This window comes from Brevundimonas sp. 'scallop', from assembly GCF_011045535.1.
In the GTDB taxonomy this organism is placed as follows: Bacteria; Pseudomonadota; Alphaproteobacteria; order Caulobacterales; family Caulobacteraceae; genus Brevundimonas; species Brevundimonas vesicularis.
This window is the reverse complement of sequence record NZ_CP039382.1, coordinates 179,465-199,637: the sequence shown is the minus strand read 5'-3', so window position 1 is coordinate 199,637 and position 20,173 is coordinate 179,465. Positions and strand designations below refer to the sequence as shown.

Annotated in this window: 19 protein-coding genes; 11 read left to right on the top strand and 8 right to left on the bottom strand. The window is 66.8% G+C overall.

Annotated elements, in window-relative coordinates; all coding sequences use genetic code 11:
* Positions 1 to 41 precede the first annotated feature (41 nt).
* The 3 genes from E4341_RS00985 to E4341_RS00975 all read left to right on the top strand — a co-directional run bounded on the left by E4341_RS00985 (position 42) and on the right by E4341_RS00975 (position 1,968).
* Positions 42 to 647, top strand: a complete 606-nt coding sequence (locus E4341_RS00985; protein WP_165114440.1) for a response regulator — start codon at positions 42 to 44, stop codon at positions 645 to 647.
* A gap of 70 nt (positions 648 to 717) precedes the next feature.
* Positions 718 to 1,158, top strand: a complete 441-nt coding sequence (locus E4341_RS00980; RefSeq protein ID WP_055808795.1) for an Rrf2 family transcriptional regulator — start codon at positions 718 to 720, stop codon at positions 1,156 to 1,158.
* Positions 1,159 to 1,191: 33 nt separating this feature from the next.
* Positions 1,192 to 1,968, top strand: coding sequence for a sulfite exporter TauE/SafE family protein (locus tag E4341_RS00975; RefSeq protein ID WP_165114437.1), 777 nt, complete (start codon positions 1,192 to 1,194; stop codon positions 1,966 to 1,968).
* Positions 1,969 to 2,027: 59 nt separating this feature from the next.
* On the opposite strand, the gene E4341_RS00970 is transcribed toward E4341_RS00975, so the two are convergent.
* From E4341_RS00970 to E4341_RS00940, 7 genes are all read right to left on the bottom strand, one after another.
* On the bottom strand, positions 2,028 to 2,279 hold the full coding sequence (locus tag E4341_RS00970; protein WP_165114434.1) for a hypothetical protein: 252 nt from the start codon (positions 2,277 to 2,279) through the stop codon (positions 2,028 to 2,030).
* Positions 2,280 to 2,384: 105 nt separating this feature from the next.
* Entirely contained in the window at positions 2,385 to 2,558 is a 174-nt protein-coding gene (locus tag E4341_RS00965; RefSeq protein ID WP_165114431.1) for a hypothetical protein, read from the bottom strand.
* The gene (locus E4341_RS00960) at positions 2,555 to 3,022 is read right to left on the bottom strand and encodes a PEGA domain-containing protein (RefSeq protein ID WP_165114428.1); all 468 of its coding nucleotides are present in this window, start codon (positions 3,020 to 3,022) and stop codon (positions 2,555 to 2,557) included. The genes E4341_RS00965 and E4341_RS00960 overlap by 4 nt, the downstream gene beginning before the upstream one ends.
* A gap of 128 nt (positions 3,023 to 3,150) precedes the next feature.
* The gene (gene ispG / locus E4341_RS00955) at positions 3,151 to 4,287 is read right to left on the bottom strand and encodes a flavodoxin-dependent (E)-4-hydroxy-3-methylbut-2-enyl-diphosphate synthase (protein ID WP_066553905.1); all 1,137 of its coding nucleotides are present in this window, start codon (positions 4,285 to 4,287) and stop codon (positions 3,151 to 3,153) included.
* Between the two features lie 48 nt (positions 4,288 to 4,335).
* Entirely contained in the window at positions 4,336 to 5,439 is a 1,104-nt protein-coding gene (locus tag E4341_RS00950; protein ID WP_205751329.1) for a RodZ family helix-turn-helix domain-containing protein, read from the bottom strand.
* Positions 5,440 to 5,551: 112 nt separating this feature from the next.
* A complete protein-coding gene (ptsP, locus tag E4341_RS00945) occupies positions 5,552 to 7,810 on the bottom strand; it encodes a phosphoenolpyruvate--protein phosphotransferase (protein WP_370458460.1) in 2,259 nt (752 codons plus the stop codon).
* 67 nt (positions 7,811 to 7,877) lie between these two features.
* Entirely contained in the window at positions 7,878 to 9,152 is a 1,275-nt protein-coding gene (locus E4341_RS00940; protein WP_165114422.1) for an aspartate kinase, read from the bottom strand.
* A 56-nt stretch (positions 9,153 to 9,208) separates the two neighbouring features.
* On the opposite strand from E4341_RS00940, the gene ubiG reads away from it, so the two are divergent.
* Entirely contained in the window at positions 9,209 to 10,027 is an 819-nt protein-coding gene (gene ubiG, locus E4341_RS00935) for a bifunctional 2-polyprenyl-6-hydroxyphenol methylase/3-demethylubiquinol 3-O-methyltransferase UbiG (protein ID WP_165114419.1), read from the top strand.
* 205 nt (positions 10,028 to 10,232) lie between these two features.
* Entirely contained in the window at positions 10,233 to 10,736 is a 504-nt protein-coding gene (locus E4341_RS00930) for a hypothetical protein (RefSeq protein WP_165114416.1), read from the top strand.
* Here the strand turns inward: E4341_RS00930 and E4341_RS00925 are convergent.
* A complete protein-coding gene (locus E4341_RS00925; protein ID WP_165114413.1) occupies positions 10,733 to 12,367 on the bottom strand; it encodes an IS1595 family transposase in 1,635 nt (544 codons plus the stop codon). The genes E4341_RS00930 and E4341_RS00925 overlap by 4 nt on opposite strands.
* Positions 12,368 to 12,569: 202 nt before the next feature.
* On the opposite strand from E4341_RS00925, the gene E4341_RS00920 reads away from it, so the two are divergent.
* The 6 genes from E4341_RS00920 to E4341_RS00895 all read left to right on the top strand — a co-directional run bounded on the left by E4341_RS00920 (position 12,570) and on the right by E4341_RS00895 (position 20,162).
* The gene (locus E4341_RS00920; RefSeq protein WP_165113652.1) at positions 12,570 to 12,908 is read left to right on the top strand and encodes a DUF6471 domain-containing protein; all 339 of its coding nucleotides are present in this window, start codon (positions 12,570 to 12,572) and stop codon (positions 12,906 to 12,908) included.
* Positions 12,909 to 13,088: 180 nt separating this feature from the next.
* The gene (locus tag E4341_RS00915; RefSeq protein WP_165118465.1) at positions 13,089 to 13,478 is read left to right on the top strand and encodes a hypothetical protein; all 390 of its coding nucleotides are present in this window, start codon (positions 13,089 to 13,091) and stop codon (positions 13,476 to 13,478) included.
* Positions 13,479 to 13,539: 61 nt separating this feature from the next.
* Positions 13,540 to 14,862: a TolC family protein gene (locus E4341_RS00910; protein WP_165114410.1), complete on the top strand. Its 1,323-nt coding sequence runs from the start codon at positions 13,540 to 13,542 to the stop codon at positions 14,860 to 14,862.
* Between the two features lie 2 nt (positions 14,863 to 14,864).
* Positions 14,865 to 16,118, top strand: a complete 1,254-nt coding sequence (locus E4341_RS00905) for an efflux RND transporter periplasmic adaptor subunit (RefSeq protein ID WP_165118463.1) — start codon at positions 14,865 to 14,867, stop codon at positions 16,116 to 16,118.
* Between the two features lie 14 nt (positions 16,119 to 16,132).
* Positions 16,133 to 19,318 carry an efflux RND transporter permease subunit gene (locus tag E4341_RS00900; protein ID WP_165114407.1) on the top strand — a complete coding sequence of 1,062 codons (3,186 nt, stop codon included), beginning with the start codon at positions 16,133 to 16,135 and terminating at the stop codon, positions 19,316 to 19,318.
* Between the two features lie 112 nt (positions 19,319 to 19,430).
* The gene (locus E4341_RS00895) at positions 19,431 to 20,162 is read left to right on the top strand and encodes a HupE/UreJ family protein (protein ID WP_165114404.1); all 732 of its coding nucleotides are present in this window, start codon (positions 19,431 to 19,433) and stop codon (positions 20,160 to 20,162) included.
* Positions 20,163 to 20,173 lie beyond the last annotated feature (11 nt).

Below are 20,173 nucleotides of genomic sequence, written 5' to 3'. Positions count from 1 at the left end.
AAAGCCATTAGTTGAGATCGAACAACCGTAAGGAGGACGCCATGTTCGATCGCCCGCCCCCGTCGCAGCCGGACGCCGCCGAGGTCGCCGAAAGCGTCGATCGCCTGTGCCGCCTGTACGACAACCGTCTGGCCGAGACCGGCGGCGACTTGTCGCCCGAGGACGCGCGCGAACTGAAGGCCATGGCCGCCATCTATGATCTGGACACCGACCGCCCCTCGACCGAGGTCTGGCGCGACCTTCGCGCCGTGGTCACGCGTCAGGCGCCGATTGACGCCACGGCGCCGGCCGAGATCGAGGCCTTGACCCTGCTGGTGGTCGAGGACGATCCCGACGCCGCCGCCTCCCTGACCGAACTGCTGACCGAGGCGGGCCACAATGTCGTCGGCCCGTTCCACAGCGCCGCCGCCGCCGAGGCCGCCGCTGCGCTGCACAGCATCGATGCGGCGCTGCTGGACATCAATCTGTCAGGCGAGATGACCGGGGTGGAACTGGCCCGCGTCCTGACCGACCGCTGGGCCGTGCGGGTCATCTTCATTTCCGGCGATGTGGCCGCGGCCGCGAAGAATGCGGACATGGCCGAAGCCTTGGTGCTGAAACCCTACAACGGCGCGCAGATTCTGGAGGCGGTGGCGCGCCTCGCCTGAGGGTCGGATCGAGGCCCTGACGCTTGCGTGTGCAGCTTGCGTCCGGGGCTCAGGCGGGCGATCACGGATCATGCTGTCGAACCGGTCTCGCTATGCTCTGCGCGCCATGGTGCATCTGGCCGGTCTGCCGGACGGCGGCCCCGCGACCATCGCCGAGATCGCGGAAGCGGCGGCGGCCCCGCGAAAGTTCCTGGAGGCCATTCTGCTGGATCTGCGCCGTCAGGGTCTGCTGGCCTCGAAGCGGGGCAGGGCGGGCGGCTATGCGCTGGGCGCGCCAGCCGACGCCATCAGCTTCGCCGACGTGATCCGCGCCCTGGAAGGCCCGCTGGCCCTCGCGCCTTGCGCCTCGCGCACCGCCTACGGTCCGTGCGAGACCTGCCCGGATGTCGAGACCTGTCCGTTGCAGCCCGTGCTTCAGGACGGGCGCGACGCCATCGCCGCCGTCTTCGAGGCGCGAACCCTTCTGCAAGCCGCCGTCACTTCTTCTCCTATTGACCGACTAGGGAAATAGCCCGCACCGTTCGCCCCTGTTTCAGAGGACGCCATGCAAGATTTCCTGCTCTTCCTCGCCGTCGGTTTTCTGGCCCAGATCGTGGATGGGGCGCTGGGCATGGCCTATGGCGTGATCTCCTCGACAGTCCTGCTGTCGTTCGGCGTGCCGCCCGCGACAGCGTCCGCCAGTGTCCACGCCGCCGAGGTCTTCACCACGGCGGCCTCGGCGGGGTCGCACACGGTCAACAAGAACGTGAACTGGAAGCTGTTCGTGCCGCTGGCCCTGGGCGGCGTCGTCGGCGGCGGTTTCGGCGCCTTCGTCCTGACCAGCATCAACGGGGATCTGCTGAAGCCCTTCATCACCACCTATCTGGCCATCATGGGCGTGGTGATCATCTGGCGCGCCAGCCGTCAGACGCGCGAGCGAATCTTCCCGCGCAAGTTCGCCGGCCCTCTGGGTCTGGTCGGCGGCTTCTTCGACGCCATCGGCGGCGGCGGCTGGGGACCCACGGTCACCACCACCCTGGTCGGCACGGGCCAGGATCCGCGCGTCTCGATCGGCACCACCAATACGGCGGAATTCTTCGTCACCTCCGCCATTTCCGCGACCTTCCTGGTCGCCCTGCTGACCGGACATTGGCAGGAGGCCGAGGGCTTCTCGACCCACGCCATGGCGGTGCTCGGCCTGATCATCGGCGGCCTGATCGCCGCCCCCTTCGCCGGCGTCATCGCCCGCATCGCCCCGCGCCGCGCCCTGACCTACGGCGTCGGCGCTGTGGTGCTCCTGTCCGCCGGCTATCAGGCCCTGCGGCTGTTCAAGGTGATCTGAAACGAAAAACAGCGGCGGGCTCGCACCCGCCGCTGTCTCACTTGTCCCGACGATAAGGATCAGCGCGCGCGGGCGCGGAACCGCGTCAGGAATTCTTTGATGTTCTCGCGGATCGCCGTCTCATTGGCCATGCGCAGACGGTCGCCAGCCACGAGGGCCTGACCCATCGTCGCTGTTCCCGTCGCCGAGACAGTTTCGTCGAAGACCGTGCGTTCGCCACGGGCGATCGTGTAGCGAACCTGGCTGGACACCGTCATGTCGAAGCCGGCCAGAGGCTGCTTCAAATTGATGAGCGATGCCGAGACCGTCATGGGCTGACCCTCGGTTCCCATGTAGCCGGCTGCGGCCAGGGAGCCTTCGAGCGCGGTCTTGAAATCCGCATTCGAGACCTGCGAGGTCCACAGAGGATTGGTGCTCTAGCCGCCGGAAACCGACACGCTCGTCACCGACCGATAGCCCAGGTCGCCGGCCGATGCGGTCAGGCCCGGTGTCGCCGACAGGGTCATCATGGCGGGGTTGGACGGCGTGGCGCAGGCCGTGACGCCCATCAGGGCGGCGATCAGGCCGGCCGCCGCGATGCAGCGGATCATTGCTCGCCGCCGGTCGCTGCGGGAGCGGCCGGCGTCCGGGCCGCCGCCGCTTCTTCGGCGGGCGTGCGCAGGGTGACGACCAGAGGATTGGGCTTCAGATCGTTGAGGGCGCCCGACGTCGCATCGACGGCGCCGCCGATGATCCCGCCGACCAGGACGTTGCCGGCCAGGGCTGCGCCGCCGGCGCCGGACATGCTGCTGGTGATCTCGTGGGTCTGCGAAACATACCCTTCCTTCGACACCGTGATGTTGAACGCATCCTTGCGCGACATGCGGAAGGTGCAGGGGGTGGCGGCGCATTCGAAGCCGTTGGACGTGGTCGCCTGAGCGCCGGGCGGCGTGCTCTCGACGGTGAACTCCTGCGTCGTGCCTCGCGTCATCGTCGCGCAAGCAGGCAGAGAAAGCGCCACGCCGACCAGCGTGAACGCACGCGCGCCAAAGCGCGCGACAGTCTTGGAAATCATTAAAACCCTCGATGGAATAGGGTCCGGCCTCCCCAGGCGGACCTAAAGCCTAGGTTGCACTTTCATCATCGAGCGTCAATCACGGAACGGTGAGGTTTGACGACAGGGGTGTGGCGGGATGACGCAGGCTACTCCGCCGCCTGAAGCTCCGCCGCGCGTGCGGCGTCCAGTTCGGCGGCCTTCTGTTCAACCAGGTCGACGATGTGGTCGATCATGCCGTCGTTGGCCTGTTTATGGGCGATCTTGCCGTTCAGATAGATCATGCCCGCGCCCTTGCCTCCGCCGGTGAAGCCGATGTCGGTATAGAGAGCCTCGCCCGGTCCGTTCACGACGCAGCCGATCACCGACAGGCTCATCGGCGTCGAGATATGGGCCAGCTTCTCTTCCAGCACCGCCACCGTCTCGATGACGTTGAAGCCCTGACGCGCGCATGACGGGCAGGCGATGATGTTGACGCCACGGTGGCGCAGGCCCAGCGACTTCAGGATGTCGAAGCCGACCTTGATCTCCTCGACCGGATCGGCGGCTAGCGACACGCGGATGGTGTCGCCGATCCCGGCCCACAGCATCGACCCCAGGCCGATGGCGGACTTGATGGTGCCGGTACGCAACGGCCCCGCCTCGGTCACGCCCAGATGAAGCGGGCAGTCGATCGCCTCGGCCAGCTGCTGATAGGCGGCGACGGTCAGGAAGGGGTCGGACGCCTTCACCGATATCTTGAACTCGTGGAAGTCGTGGTCCTGCAGGATGCGGGCGTGGTTCAGCGCGCTCTCGACCATGGCGTCGGGGCAGGGCTCGCCGTACTTTTCCAGCAGTTCCTTTTCCAGCGAGCCGGCGTTGACGCCGATCCGCATCGAGCAGCCATTGTCCTTGGCCGCCTGGATCACGTCGCGGACGCGGTCGGCCGAACCGATGTTGCCCGGATTGATGCGAAGGCAGGCGGCGCCCGCCTCGGCCGCCTCGATGCCGCGCTTGTAGTGGAAGTGGATGTCGGCGACCAAGGGGACCTTGGCCTCGCGCACGATAGTCCTGAAGGCGGCGGTCGATTCCACGTCGGGGCAGGAGACGCGCACGATGTCGGCGCCGGCCTCTTCCAACTGACGGATCTGGTCGATGGTCGCCGCCGCATCCGTCGTCGGCGTATTGGTCATCGACTGGACGCTGATCGGGGCGTCGCCGCCCACCAGGACGGAGCCGACGCGGATCTGGCGGCTCTTGCGACGCTCGATGTGGCGCCAGGGTCGGACGTGCGTGTGATCGCTCATGGGAGCATCATATAGGCCGATGATGACGGCGGGACCACGGCCGACGCATCAGTTCGGCGCGGGGGCGGGTGATGAGGGCGCTGGCGCGGGGGAAGGCGTCGCCCCTGGCGTCGCGGCCGCCTGGGTCCGGGCCTGGGCGGCCTGAGCCTGGACCTGAGCGCGCGCCTGGCTGGCGGCCAGCGCCTTGGCCGCTTGGTCCGCGCGGCTGTTCAACTGGGCCAATGGCGTCAGCACGCCGGCCAGCGGTCCGCCGTATTCGCCGTTCAGGAAGACGTCGAAGGCGGCCGGGTCGGACACGTCCACCGTCGCCGCCACGCCGATGGGCGCGCGCCAGGCCTCGCCCGGCGCCATCTGGCGCGCGAACAGGGCCTGACCGTCGCCCAGCCGCACGACCAGGGCGCCGGCCGTCTTGGCCTGGATCACCACCATCGAGGCGTTGGCCGAGGCGCCATAGACGGCCCCGCGCGGGTTGAACGCCTTCTGCACCGGCTCCGGATTGGCGGCGGCGGCGATCACGGCCGGATCGGTCGGATCGACCCCGGTCAGTTCGGCCTCCAGCCCCGGGGTGATGTACAGCGCCGGCGTCGTCTGGTCGGGCGGGGCGGACATGGGCGCGCTGAGCGCGACCTGCGGGTCGGGATCGGCCGCCCCGGTCCAGGTCTTGGGCACGGCGGCGATATCGGACGGATGGGCGGTCTGATGCAGGCTGGCGCGCTGGAACACATTCCAGCCGACGACGGCGACCACCACGGCGGCGATGCCGGCGACGATGCGCGGCGAATGGCGTTTCACGTCCTCGAAGGCGATGCCGATGGGCGCCTTCAGCGGCACGGAGGTGTCGGGGCTCTCGCGCTTGAATCGCTCGACGGCCGTCTGTTCGTCCAGCGCCAGGGCCGAGGCATAGGCCCGAACATAGCCCAGGGCGAAGACCCGCGAAGGCAGGGACGACCAGTCGTTCTGCTCCAGGGCGGTCAGGAACCGGCGATGCACTTTGGTTTCGGCGGCCAGCTCGGCCGGCGACTTGCCCGACCGCTCTCGGGCGGCGCGAAAACCGTCGCCCAGGGTCGCGGCGTCGACGAAGGCGGCCGTCGGATCCGGCCGGTCCGCAATGCTTTCGATCGCCTCGGGGGCGACCCCCGCATTCAGCGTCATGACGCCTGACCCCATGTCCGGGAAACACAGCGCCGACGCGCCGTTCACAGGGCTCGAGATAGACGATTGCGCGCCGACCAGCAACGCCGCCCTTGCGTCCAGACGCCTGCGATCAGACCGCGACGTTCAGCTTGCGCGCCAGGGATTCGATCTCGTTTCGGACTGAGCCGGTGGATAGGTTCAGCAGATTGGCCATGCCGCGCCGCGCCGCATTCAGGTCCGCCGACAGGATCATCCGCTTGACCGGCCCGACACCGCCCGCCGGCGCCGACAGTCGGGTGAAGCCCAGCACGATCAGGGCGAAGGCCTCCAGCGGCCGCCCCGCCAGTTCGCCGCAGATCGAGACCGGCGTGCCGGTGTCGGCGCAGGCCTTCTGGATGGTCTGGAGCGCCCGCAGGGTCGGCGGCGACAGCGGGTCGTAGCGATCCGACACCAGCGGATTGGTCCGGTCGGCCGCGTACATGTATTGGAACAGATCGTTGGTGCCGATGGAGACGAAATCCGTCAGCGGCAGCAGAGCGTCCAGATGCCACAGCAGCGACGGACATTCGACCATCGCCCCGACGCGCAGCAGGGCCGGCAAGGCGCGCCCGCGACGCCGCGCCCAGGCGCATTCGATATCCACCAGCTCGCGCGCGGCCCGGAACTCGTCCACCGTGGCGATCATCGGGAACATGACGCGCAGCTCGCGCCCCGCCCCCGCCGCCAGCAGCGCCCGAAGCTGCATTCGCAGCAGCGACGGCCGATCCAGACCCAAACGGATGGCACGGCGGCCCAGCGCGGGGTTCTCTTCGCGCTCGGCCTCCAGATACGGCAGGACCTTGTCGCCGCCGATATCCAGGGTACGGAAGGTGACGGGTTTATCGCCCGCTGCGTCCAGCACCAGCTTGTAGAGCGCCGTCTGGGCGTCCAGCCGGGGCAGTTCGTCCGAGACCATGAACTGGAACTCGGTGCGGAACAAGCCGATGCCCTCGGCGCCCGTCTCGATCATGTTTTCCAGATCGACCGCCAGACCGGCATTGGTCAGGACCGTGATCCGCTGCCCGTCCAGGGTCACGGCCGGCACGTCGCGCAGCTGGGCGAACTCGGCCTGGCGCTGTTCGCGCACGGCCATGCGCGACTGCACCGCCTCCAGCATATCGGGGCGGGGGCGCAGATAGGTCTCGCCGGTCTCGCCGTCGGCGATGACCATGTCGCCTTCCGACAGCCGGTCGCGCAGGCCCATCAGACGGCCGACGCACGGGATCTGCAGCGCGCGCGCGACGATGGCGGCGTGGCTGGCGGCCGAGCCCTCTTCCAGCAACAGCCCCTTCAGCTTGTCGCGCGGATATTCCAAGAGGTCGGCGGGGCCCAGGTTTCGCGCCACCAGGATGGCGTCGTCGGGCAGTTCGCGCTCGCCCGGCTTGTCGCCCGCCAGCACCCGCAGCAGCCGGTTGGCGAGGTCCTCGAAGTCGTGCAGCCGCTCGCGGATATACGGGTCGCGCGCCTGGGCGAAGCGGGCGCGGTGTTCGTTCCTGACCCGGTCCACCGCCGCCTCGGCCGTCAGACCGTTCCTCACCGCCTCTTCCAGCGACCGGTTCCAGCCGCGGTCGTCGGCGAACATCCGATAGGTTTCCAGAACCTCGAACGACGGACCGGCCAGGCCCTGGCCCTTGTCCAGCATGACATCCAGGCCGCTCTTCAGCGTGGCCAGCGCCAGCTTCAGCCGCGCCTCCTCCATCGCCGGTTCGTCGGATAGCAGGCGTTCGGGCGCCAGCGGCGCCTCGTGCAGAACCACATGGCCGAAGGCCAGGCCGTCGGCGAACTTCTGGCCCTTCAGTCGTTCGGGCCGGTGCGGCGCCAGCTCCACGTCGCGCAGCTCGTCCAGCGCCAGCAACTCGCCCGACGACACGGTTTCGGACAGGACCATGGCGATGGTCTGGATGTCCTCGACCTCTTCCTCGTCATAGCGCCGCTCGGTGCGGTTCTGGACGACCAGGACGCCGATGGCCCGGCCGCCGCGCAGCAGCGGGGCGCCCAGGAAGGCGTGATAGGGGTCTTCGCCCGTCTCGGGACGATAGGAGAAGGACGGGTGCGACGGCGCGTCAGACAGGCTGATGGGCTGGGCCATCCGCGCCACTTCGCCCACCAGGCCCTCGCCGGGCCGCAGCCGGGTGTTGTGCACGGCGTCGGGGTTCAGACCCTCGGTGGCGAAAAGCTCGAGCTCGCCCGACGCGCGACGCAGATAGATGGAGCAGACCTCGGCGACCATCGACCGGGCGATGATCTTGACGACCATGTTCAGCCGGTCCTGCGCCGGCGTCGCGCCCGCGCCGGCCCCGCCCAGAGCCTCGCGGATCTGGCGCAGGAGGATCCGGGGTCCTCTGGTCATCGCGCCGCCTGCCGGCATCATGTCTCCCGCGCCTCTTTCGTGGATATAGGCGCCCTGTTCAGATCACCTATACTGCGTCCAGACCATAGGCCGAATGCAGGGCGCGAACGGCCAGCTCGGCGTAGGCGGCGTCGATCAGCACGCTGATCTTGATCTCGGAGGTCGAGATTGCCTGGAACTTCACGCCCTTGTCGGCCAAGGCCTTGAACATGGTCTGGGCGACGCCCGCATGGCTGCGCATGCCCACGCCGACGACCGAAACCTTGGCCACGTCCTCGTCGACGCGGATTTCCTCGAAGCCGAGCTGTTCCTTCGCGGCGGTCATCAGGTCGGCGGCGCGCACGGCGTCGCGACGGCCGGTCGTGAAGGTCAGGTTGACCGTTCCGGCGGTGCGCGACTGGCTCTGCACGATCATGTCGACGTTGACGTTGGCCTCGGCCAGGCGCGTGAAGACGTCGGCGGGGGCGTCCACCCGGTCGGACAGGCCCAGCAGGGTGATGCGGGCCTCGTCACGGCTCATGGTCACACCGGACACGATACGTTTTTCCACGATCTCCTCCTCGTCGCAGATCAGGGTTCCACCCTTGTCGGGCATGACGCCATTCGCGTCGGGTTCGATAAAGCTAGACAGGACGCGGACCGGGACCTGTTTGGCCATGGCCAGCTCGACCGAGCGGGTCTGCAGCACCTTGGCGCCCAGGGACGCCATTTCCAGCATCTCTTCGTAGGACACCTTGGCCAGGCGGCGCGCGCGGTTCTCGATGCGAGGATCGGTCGTGTAGACGCCGTCCACGTCGGTATAGATGTCGCAGGGGCAGCCCAGGGCCGCCGCCACGGCGACCGCCGAGGTGTCCGAACCGCCGCGCCCCAGGGTCGTGATCTTGCCGTCCGCCGTCACGCCCTGGAAGCCGGGCACGATGGCGATCTCGCCGGCGTCGACGGCGGCGCCCAGTTTTTCGCCGGGGATGTCGATGATGCGGGCGCGGGCGTGGGCGTCGTCGGTCAGGATCGGCACCTGCCAGCCCATCCACGAGCGGGCGTTGAAGCCCATGTTGCGCAGGGTCGCGGCCAACAGGCCCGAGGTCACCTGTTCGCCCGAGGCGACCACCACGTCATATTCGTCATCGCTGAGCGACAGGCCCGCGGCGGCCGGTCCGGCGCCGTCGGTCCAGGCGACCAGTTCATTGGTCTTGCCCGCCATGGCGGAGACGACGACGGCGACCTGTTTGCCCGCCGAGACTTCGGCCGCAACGATCCGCGCCGCACGGCGAATGCGTTCGAGGTCGCCCATCGAGGTGCCGCCGAACTTCATCACCAGTCGTGTCGTATCGGGCCGCGTCATCGTGGCGTTCCGCCCCCTGCTTGCGTGAAAGGGCGCGAAGGTTCATCCCTCGCGTCATGACCGCTTCTAACGGCGCCGCTCCGTCTCGCCTACCCCAACAGGGGCAAGGTTTTTCGCAAAATTCGTCCGAAACGGCGTTCGGCGCATCGATCGACCCCGCCGACGTCGCGCGCTTCTCGGCCCAGGCGGCCGAATGGTGGGACGCGCACGGGCCGTTCGCGCCGCTGCACCGCTTCAACCCGGCGCGGCTGGCGTTGATCCGCGACCAGCTTTGCATGCGGCTGGGCCGCGATCCCAAGGCGCGGGCGCCCTTCGAAGGTCTGACCCTGCTGGACGTGGGGTGCGGCGGCGGACTGATCGCCGAGCCGATGCGACGGATGGGCTTTGACGTCACCGCCATCGACGCCTCGTCCGAGAACATCGGCACGGCCCGCGCCCACGCCGACATGGTCGGCCTGGACATCGCCTACCGCGCCGCCACGGTCGAACAGATTGAGGCGGAAGGGGCGGGGCCGTTCGACGTCGTCCTGACGATGGAGGTGATCGAACACGTCGCCGACCCTGAAGCCTTCGTGCGCGCCTGTTCGCGTCTGGTCCGGCCGGGCGGGGTGATGATGGTCGCCACCCTGAACCGCACGCTGAAGTCGCTGGCCCTGGGCAAGGTGGCGGCGGAATACATCCTGCGCTGGGTGCCGGCCGGCACCCACGACTGGCGCCAGTTCCTGAAGCCCGACGAAATCCGCACGATGCTGGCCGCCGAGCCGGTGACGGTCGAGGGGCCCTATGGCCTGAACTACGACCCGCTTCACGACCGATGGAGCCAGACCGACGATGCGGGCATCAACTATATGATGGTCGCCACGCGCGCGGAGTAATCGCACCGATCTCTCCCTCCCCGTCCGGGGAGGGTGGTCGCGCAAGCGACCGGCATTGGGTAGCAGACGCACCTAGGGGGAAAAGTAGACACGGACGTTGTCTAGAAGGCTGCTGGGTGGGGTTGCTCTAGCGTCGTACCCCGGCCGATCCAGTCAGCTTTTTTCAGCTTGAGCGTGTGGCTCTTCCGGCCTAGCGACGGGCACCATGAAGGAACAATGGCTGAAGAACGCGCTGATAACCGAGTACGCGAAACTGCTGGGCGAAATCCAGCGTATCGAGAAGCCGCCGAAGTACGAGACACGCCTGCAGGCCGACAGGGAGCGCTTCCTGGCCGAAGCGCCTGAAAGAGAGGCCAGGCGAAAACAGATTCACGAGGGCTTGCCGCACCTCGCCTACGTTATCCGCATGTTCGAGCCGGAGTGGGATGAAGCAGCCGTGAAGCCGATCAGGCCGCGTGCGGCCAATTCCGGTTTGCCGCCGGAAGGGATCGGTGGTGCGGCGATGGATATTTTGAGGGAGGCGACTGAACCGCTAACCATCGCCGAAGTGGTGGACATCATCGCGGAAAGGAACGGTTTCGTCCTCGATACCGTCGATCTTCGTCAGAAGTACCACACCGCCGTCAACCACCAGATCAAGTCCACGTATGAGGCCTTTGTCCGCCGGATTCCCGGCAAGCCCGATCGGTTCATCGCTGGTAGAGGTTAGCGACGCACCTGCTTCAAGGAGCGCGACTGAAGCGGCTTCCAGTGCGCGATCACCTCCCGCCGAAGTCGTTCGCGCAACTCCTTGATGGTGTCGGCGAAGGGGTTTGCGGCCCGACGTGCGATGTTCAGGGGGCTGGCGGTCCAGTCCAGGATGTCAGCTTCGTAGTCGCGGACATGAGCGCTCGGCTTGTAGCCGATCACGGCCTCCTCCTTCAGCCACGCGGTGAGGCCTTCTTCGGCAAGTTCCCGATCGTCCGACACAGTAACGTTCGTAGCGCCCCAGGCCCCTTCCCGGTGCAATGCAAGCAGCGTCTGCCGCAGGCTGGCGCCTTCAGAACTGCCGGTCAGGTGTTCGGTGAGGCGGGTTCGCAGGCCATAGGACTCGCCCGTATAGACGTGTTGGTAGTCGCCGTGCGTCCACAGGGGGCGCGCCGTGCTCTCGATGAAGCCAGCTTGGTCGAGTATCGGTTTCGCGTTCTTCAACAAGACGACGTACACGCCCGGTCGGTCCGGAACCAACGTGGGCATAGCGGTGAAGGTGGCCGCGTCGATGAAGTCGAAGCCCTCTTGCCAATTCTTCTTTCCACGGCGCGGTCGCAGAGGGCCGCTCTGGACCTCCTTCCCCTTTGCACGACGGGCGTTATCGCGCTCTTCCCGCGTCGGAGGGCGCCATCCGCCAACTTCACCGACATTATCGACATAGCGGCAGAGCCGCTTCCGCCCCTGAAAATAGCCGACCATCCCTGATTGACCCGCCTGGCTCATGGCCGCCATCAGGTTGCCTACACGTTCCTTCTTCTTCCCCTTCGTCCGGGCGAACTCAACGCGCCACCCGGCATCAGCCGCGTAGAGGTCGAAGTAGTTCTGTACAATATGTCGGTGAGTATCCTCGACGGACCGGATCGTCCGAATCAAGCTTTCAGCCCCGTTCGTGCAAGCCTCTGGCGTCGCATAAGAGACGGAGTGGTTCACCTGGAGCAATTTACGCTTCCCGCGAAACTGATTCCAGCTAGCAGCCTTGTCGGTGAACAAGACAGCGTCATGAGCGAGCGCCTTGTCGATTTGGAGGCGTGGATGGCTTTCGTGTTTCGCCACCCAGGTCTGGATGGGGCCTTCGCGCGATTTGGCGACTACGGCGATCATGGTCCGATCAGAAGCCCGGTAAGGGAATTTCCGATGGTCTTGCCGTTCCTTTTTTACGTTCTTCGGCCGGATGAAGCCGCCAAATTCCCCGCCGTCGATCTCTACCTCGCCCGTCAATTCGTGCGACTGAGCGTATTTGGAAATCGCATCGCGAAACTTGTGAAGCCAGACGAACGCCGTCTTGTACTCGATCCTCAGAGAATCGGCCAAGCTGGTAGCGCTCAGGCCATCCGCCTCTTCGCAGAAGCGTGCCAGCATGAAGATGATTTTATCGTAGGACAGCTTTCTATAGGCCCAGGGCGTGCCTGATGTCGGCGAGAACTGGCGGTCGCATGCCTTGCACTTGAAGATGTCGCGCGCCTTGTACGTGTAGATGGCATCGCAGGAGCACTTCGGACAAACTGGACGTCCTCCAGTTTCAGCGAAACGCATCCGGACGAACAATTCCCGCGCCGCCACCGGGTCGCGCGGTGCGTTGAACGGCGTCAAGGCGTTCGCCTGGCCAATCTCCGACACCGCCTGAAGCAATCGAGTTCCAGCTATAAAAGTCGCATATGTGCGATTTTCTTAGCCGTGCATTAACGGTAGCAGTCAAGATGTTTATCTCATATATGCGATTTTCGATGTGTCGCCTGTGGCGCAAAAGTCGCATTTTCGATGCGTCGGGGCCGATTTGTCTTGTCACAGGATGATGAGCGACTACGCTGTCACCATGCCGGTCCAGACTCTGACACCATCAAACGCCCCGCTGACCGACGCCCAATGGCGCGATATCGCGAAGGGCATGTTGAAGGCAGAGCTGAAGCGGCAGAATTTGACGTACGCAGACCTGTCAAACCGCTTGGCCTCTCTGGGAGTCGATGAGAGCGAGGCCAGCATCCGCAACAAAATCAGTCGCGGTTCCTTCTCTTTCGTCTTTGCGCTTCAGGCGACCAAGGCTATCGGCCTTGATCTCATCGCGTATCGCCCTGACATCAGTTACGTGGTTCAGCCGACGTCTGGTTTTTATCCGGCGAAGCAAAAGCCATAGCCCTTGCCTGACGCGTATGCCGGACCGTTCTGGCATTGCGTTCCAGCCACAGCGTTGGACGTAGCTGGCCTTGCTGCGACCTTCTCGCAGTTGCATAGCGGGTGGTTTCCCCGTAACGGAATTCGGTCGAGGAATTTCGATTTGCAACGCTTGCTCCGCCTCCTTTGCGTCTGCCTGGGCGTGACCGTCGTGGTCGCGGTGCAGATGCATGGGGTGATCAACGGCCAGCACCGGATCGAGCACAGCCTTCAGTTCCCCGGCGTCTCCTATGAGGAGGCCGCCGACATCGCCCATGATCACGACGAGGATCATGGCCACAGTCATGACGCGAACGTCGATGATGCGCCCTCGGACAACGCGACCGCTTTCGATGTCGCCGACGACGGGGGAAAAACCCCGCTCGGTCATCACCATCACGGCGGCGGCGACATCCACATGGCCCTGGCTTCGCCAGTCCACCCCGCAGCATCGGGTGCCATGACGGCGCTCGATCTCGGCCCGGCGCCCGACGCCGTGCCGCCTGGCGCTATCCTCGATGCGCCGCACCAACCTCCCAGACAGAACGCCTGATCGCCTGAAAAGCTGATCCTGCGCGGCCTCACGGCCGTGCGCGTCCTGTTGGAGACATCTCTTGAAACCTTCCAAGTCCGGCTATGCCGGATGGCGAGGGCGAGGCGCGGCTGCATCCGCCTTCGCGCTCGTCCTGACGGCGGCCTGGTCGCCGCCTGCCATCGTGCTCGCCCAATCGCCGTCCCCTGCCGGGGTCGCGACGAGCGGCCAGCCGCTCACCCTGAACGCCGCGCTTCGGCGCGCCGTCGAAGCCGACCCCGCAAAGGCGGGCCTCGATGCGCGCCTGCGCGCGGTCGACGCCGGCGTTCGCCAGGCCGACCTCAAGCCCAATCCCACGCTCGGTCTGACGGTTGAAAACCTGCCGACCCTGGGCGGCGGCGACATCCTGGGGCGCACGGAAACCACCCTGTCCTACGAGCAGAGACTGGAACGCGGCGGCGATCGCCCGGCGCGCACCACCCTGGCGCGGAGCGAAGGCCTTCTGGTCGTCGCCCAGGCCAGGATCGCGCAACTGGACCGTATGGAAGCGGTCCAGCGCGCCTGGGCCGAGGCCATGGCCGCCCAGGCCACCTTGGAGATCGCGCGCGAGCGGCTTTCGCTGGCGGAGCGCTTCCAGACCGAAGTGCAGCGTCGGGTCAATGCGGCCCGCGACCCGCTGTTCGCCGGCGCCCGCGCCGAGGCTGAACTGGCCCAGGCCCAGATCGACTTCGACCAGGCCGAGATCGCACTGCGCGTGGCGCGGATCGTCCTGGCCAAGTTCTGGGAGGGGACCGCCGACTTCAACCTGGGTCAGTCCGACTTCGAGGACACCAGCGCCTCGCGCGTCGCCGCCGGCGAGGTCGCCTCGACCGACCTGGAGGCCTTCCGCGCCCGTCAGGCCATCGCCGACGCCCAGGCGCGGCTGGAGGAAGCCCGCGCCGTGCCTGATCCCACGGTCAGCGTCGGCGTCCGGCACATCTGGGACAATGAGGTCGCCCTGGTCTTCGGCGGATCGATCCCGCTGCAGCGATACGACCGCAACCAGGGGGCTATCGACCGCGCTCGCGCCGAAGGTCTGGCGGCTCAGGCTGACCAGAACGCCCTGCGCCAGGAACGCGAACGCGAGATCGCCCGACTGCAGGTGCAACTGCTGGCGCGGGCGAACGAAGCCCGACGCATCGCCGAGGAAACCCTGCCGCAGGCCGAACGGGCCGTGACCCTGGTCCGTGACGGCTTCGCACGCGGGGGCTTCACCTACAACGACGTGATGAGCGCCCACACGGCGCTGCTGCAGACCAAGGCCCGCCGCGTGGCCGTGCTGCAGACCTTCCACAACGACCGCGCGCGGCTGGACCGCCTGACCGGCGCGCACGCCGACCTGCTCGGCCTGGAGACCCAACCATGAAGATGTTTCGCACTTCAGCGACCGCGCTGAGCGGCGTCCTGACCGCCGTGGCCTTGACGCTGAGCGCCTGCGGCGGCGGCGATCAGGCCGCCAAGCCGGAAGGCGAAGCGGCGGCCGCCGCCGACTACGAGCGCGGGCCGCACAACGGCCGCCTGCTTCGTGACGGCGACTTCGCCATCGAGGTGACCATCTATGAGGAAGGGCCGGAGCCCCTGTTCCGTCTCTATCCCTACCTGAAGGACAAGCCGGTTGACCCGAAGCTGGTCCAGGCCAGCATCGCCCTGACCCGCCTCGGGCCGAAGGTGGATCGCTTCACCTTCACGCCGGAGAACGACTACCTGACCAGTCCGGGCGTCGTGTCCGAGCCCCACTCCTTCGACGTCTCGGTCGCCGCCACTCAAGGGGGCAAGCGCTCGACCTGGTCCTATCAGTCCTATGAGGGGCGGACGGTCATCAGCGCGGACGCCGCGCGCGCGGGCGGCGTGACGACCCAGCAGGTCGGCCCCGCCGTCCTGGGCGAGACCCTGCCGCTCAGCGGTCGGGTCGAGATCACGCCCGAAGGCCAGGCCGAGGTGCACGCCCGCTATCCGGGCCGCGTCATGTCCCTGACCGTCCAACTCGGCCAACGCGTCTCGCGCGGTCAGGTCGTCGCCCGCGTGGAATCCAGCGAAAGCCTGCAGACCTACGCCGTCACGGCCCCCATCTCCGGCGTGATCACGGCCAAGAACGTCAACCCCGGCTCGATCACCGGCAATGGCGCGCCCATGCTGGTGATCGGCGACCCGACCCGACTGCACGCGGAGTTCTTCCTCTATCCGCGCGACGCCGAACGGGTTCGTGTCGGTCAGCGGATCGAGATCAAGAGCCAGGCCGGCGAACACACGGCCAGCGGCGTGATCGAGGCGATCCTGCCGTCGGACGACGTCCTCAGCCAGACCCTCGTCGCCCACGTCGAACTGCCCTACCAGGGCGGCGTCTGGCGACCGGGCCTCGGCGTGTCGGGCCTGGTCCAGGTCGGCGAAGGTCAGGTTCCGCTGGCGGTGCGCACCAAGGCGCTGCAGCCCTTCCGCGACTTCACCGTGGTCTACGCCAAGGTCGGCGACACCTATGAGGTGCGCATGCTCGACCTGGGCCGTCGCACCGAAGAGTGGACCGAGGTGCTGGGCGGCATCGCGCCGGGGACGACCTATGTCGTCGACGGCGCCTTCCTCATTCGCGCGGACATCGAGAAGTCCGGCGCGAGCCATGACCACTAGGGGGATGCGTCATCATGCTTGAACGCATCATCAGCCTGTCGATCCGGCATCGCTGGATCGTGCTGGCCCTGGTCCTGACAGCGGCGATCATCGGCGTCTGGAGTTTCCAGAAGCTGCCGATCGACGCCACGCCGGACATCACCAACGTCCAGATTCAGATCAATACGGAAGCGCCCGGCTATTCGCCGCTTGAAGCCGAGCAGCGCATCACCTTCCCTGTCGAGACGGCCGTGGCGGGCGTGCCGGGGCTGTCCTACACCCGCTCGGTCTCGCGCTACGGCCTGAGCCAGGTCACGGTCGTCTTCGAGGACGGGACCGACATCTATCGGGCGCGCCAACTGGTCAACGAGCGGCTTCAGACCGCACGGGACCAACTGCCCGCCGGACTGTCGCCGGAGATGGGACCGATCGCCACCGGCCTCGGCGAAATCTTCATGTACACGATCGAGGCCAAGCCGGGCGCCCGCAAGGCTGACGGCACGCCCTATACGCCTGAGGATCTTCGCACCCTGCAGGACTGGGTGATCCGCCCGCAGATGCGCAACACGCCCGGCGTCACCGAGGTCAACACCATCGGCGGCTTCGAGCGCCAGTATCACGTCACGCCCCGCCCTGAACGTCTCGCCGCCTTCGGCGTGACGATGAACGAGGTGGTGTCGGCGCTGGAGCGCAACAACGCCAACGTCGGCGCCGGCTACGTCGAACGCTACGGCGAGCAGTGGTTGATCCGCGTGCCGGGTCAGGCGTCGACGGCGCAGAACCTGTCCAACATCGTCATCACCACGCGCGGCGGCGTTCCGATCCGCATCGCCGAGGTGGCCGAGGTCGGGCTGGGCGAAGAACTTCGCACCGGCGCCGCGACCGAGAACGGCAAGGAGACGGTCCTGGCGACAGTCCTGATGCTGGCCGGCGAAAACAGCCGCGTCGTCGCCCAGGCGGCGGCGGCTCGTCTGGAAGAAGCCGCCAAGGCCCTGCCGAAGGGGGTCGTCGCTTCGCCCGTCTATGACCGCACCGACCTGGTCGAGCGCGCCATCAAGACGGTCGAGAAGAACCTGGTCGAGGGCGCCCTGCTCGTGATCGTGGTTCTGTTCCTGCTGCTCGGGAACTTCCGCGCGGCCCTGATCACGGCGGCGGTCATCCCGATCACCATGCTGATGACCATCACCGGCATGGTGCGCACCGGCGTCTCGGGCAATCTGATGAGCCTCGGCGCCCTGGACTTCGGTCTGATCGTCGACGGCGCCGTCATCATCGTCGAGAACTGCCTGCGGCGTTTCGCCGAGGCCCAGCATCAGCAGGGCCGCCTGCTGACCCGCGAGGAACGCTTCTCCCTGGCGGCGCGCGCCTCCAGCGAAGTGATCCGCCCATCCCTGTTCGGCGTCCTGATCATCACCCTGGTCTATGTGCCGATCTTCGCCCTGGACGGCGTGGAGGGCAAAACCTTCCACCCCATGGCGATCACCGTGGTGATCGCCCTGACCGCCGCCCTGGTCCTGTCGCTGACCTTCGTGCCGGCGGCCGTGGCCATGTTCGTCACGGGCAAGGTTCAGGAGAAGGACAGCTTCCTGATGCGCTGGGCGCGCACCGGCTACCAGCCGGCGCTCGACTTCGCCCTGAAGGCCCGCGTCGCCATGGTGGCGATCGCCATAGCCCTTGTCGCGGGGGCCGCCCTGGTCGCTTCCCGCATGGGTTCGGAGTTCGTGCCGAACCTGGACGAAGGCGACATCGCGATGCACGCCCTGCGTATTCCGGGCACCAGCCTGACCCAGGCCATCGAGATGCAGACCGCGCTCGAAGCCCGTCTGGCCAAGTTCCCGGAGGTCGAACGCGTCGTCGCCAAGATCGGCACGGCGGAGGTCGCCACCGACCCGGTGCCGCCTTCGGTCGCGGACACCTTCATCCTGCTGAAGGACCGCAAGGACTGGCCCGATCCCCGCAAGCCGAGGCTCCAACTCGTTCGCGAGATGGAAGAGGCGGTGAACGAGATTCCCGGCAGCAAGTACGAGTTCACCCAGCCCATCCAGATGCGGTTCAACGAACTGCTGTCCGGCGTTCGCGCCGACGTGGCCATCAAGGTCCACGGGGATGATCTGGACCAACTCGTCGCCTTGGGCTCCCAGATCGAGGAGATCGTCGGTTCCGTTCGCGGCGCCGCCGACCCGCAGTCCGAGCAGGTCACCGGCCTGCCCATGCTGCTGATCACGCCGAACCGCGACGCCATCGCGCGTCTGGGCCTGAGCATCGACGACGTTCAGTCGGTGATCTCGACCTCCATGGGCGGCGCCACGGCGGGGCAAATCTTCGAAGGCGACCGACGCTTCGACATCGTCGTGCGCCTGCCCGAAGACCTGCGACGCAACACCGACGCCATCGGCCGCATCCAGGTGCCGCTGCCGGGGCCGAACGGTCAGCCGCGCGGCTTCGTGCCGCTCAGCGAGATCGCCACGATCGCGCTGGAGACCGGCCCGAACCAGATCAGCCGCGAGGACGGAAAGCGCCGCATCGTCGTCACCGCCAACGTCCGCAATCGCGACCTGGGCTCCTTCGTCAGCGAGGTGCAGCAAAGGGTGGATCAGGAAGTCGACCTGCCCGCCGGATACTGGGTCTCCTACGGCGGCACCTTCGAGCAACTGATCTCGGCCGCCAAGCGGCTGCAGTTGGTCGTGCCGGGGGTGTTGCTGCTGATCTTCGGCCTGCTGTTCGCCCTGTTCCGTTCCTGGCGGGACAGCGCCATCGTCTTCTCCGGCGTGCCTCTGGCGCTGACCGGCGGGGTGGCGGCGCTGGCGCTGCGGGGCCTGCCCCTGTCGATCTCGGCCGGCGTCGGCTTCATCGCCCTGTCGGGCGTGGCCGTGCTGAACGGGGTGGTGATGGTCAGCTTCATCCGGGGCCTGATCGAAGAGGGCAAACCCGTCGGACAGGCCATTCGGGAGGGGGCGCTGACGCGTCTTCGTCCTGTGCTCATGACGGCGTTGGTCGCCAGCCTCGGTTTCGTGCCGATGGCGGTCAACGTCGGCGCGGGCGCGGAGGTCCAGCGTCCGCTGGCCACCGTGGTCATCGGCGGGATCGTCTCCTCGACCATTCTGACCCTGCTGGTCCTGCCGGCGCTCTACAGCCTGGTGCATGGACGCGACGCCTCGAGCGACCGCCCCAAGCCCGCCTGGCTGGACCATCTGCCCTTCCGTCGTCGCCGCGCGCTCTGACGCGATCGGCCGCCCCCGTTCAGGGGCGGCCGGTCTTCAGCGCCGCTTCCTCTAAACGACCGCCGCCGATGACGGCGGATGTCGCCTCACTGTTCCAATCGCAAGGATGCACATGACTTCCGCACCCTGCCGCGACCGACTGTCGTGGCTTCGATCACTCTGGACCCTGGCGGTCCTGGTGGTCGGCTTCCTCTTCTTTGAAGGCCTGCTCAGCCAGGTCCTCGCCCATGGCGTCGCCGAGGGCGACAAGGGCTACATCCAGGAAACCTCCGGCTTCCTCTTCTGGCCCTTCGTCTACCTAGGGGCCAAGCACATGGTCACCGGCTACGACCACCTGCTGTTCCTGTTCGGGGTGATCTTCTTCCTCTACCGAATGAAGGACATCGGCATCTATGTGACCCTGTTCGCCATCGGTCACTCATCGACCCTGCTGCTCGGCGTCCTGACCAACATCAGCGTCTCCAGCTATCTGGTCGACGCCATCATCGGCCTGTCGGTCGTCTACAAGGCCCTGGACAACATGGGCGCCTATCAGAGGTGGTTTGGCTTCCAGCCTTCCACCAAGGCCGCCACGATGATCTTCGGCCTGTTCCACGGCTTCGGCCTGGCGACCAAGCTGCAGGACTTCCAGCTTTCGCCCGACGGCCTGCTCTGGAACCTCGTCGCCTTCAACATCGGCGTCGAGATCGGACAACTGCTCGCCCTGGGGGGCATCCTCATCCTGATGGGCTTCTGGCGCCGCACGGACGGCTTCTGGAAGCACGCCTACCTCACCAACGTCGTGCTGATGACGCTCGGCTTCATCCTGACGGGCTATCAGCTCGTCGGCTTCTTCGTCATGTGATCGGAGACACC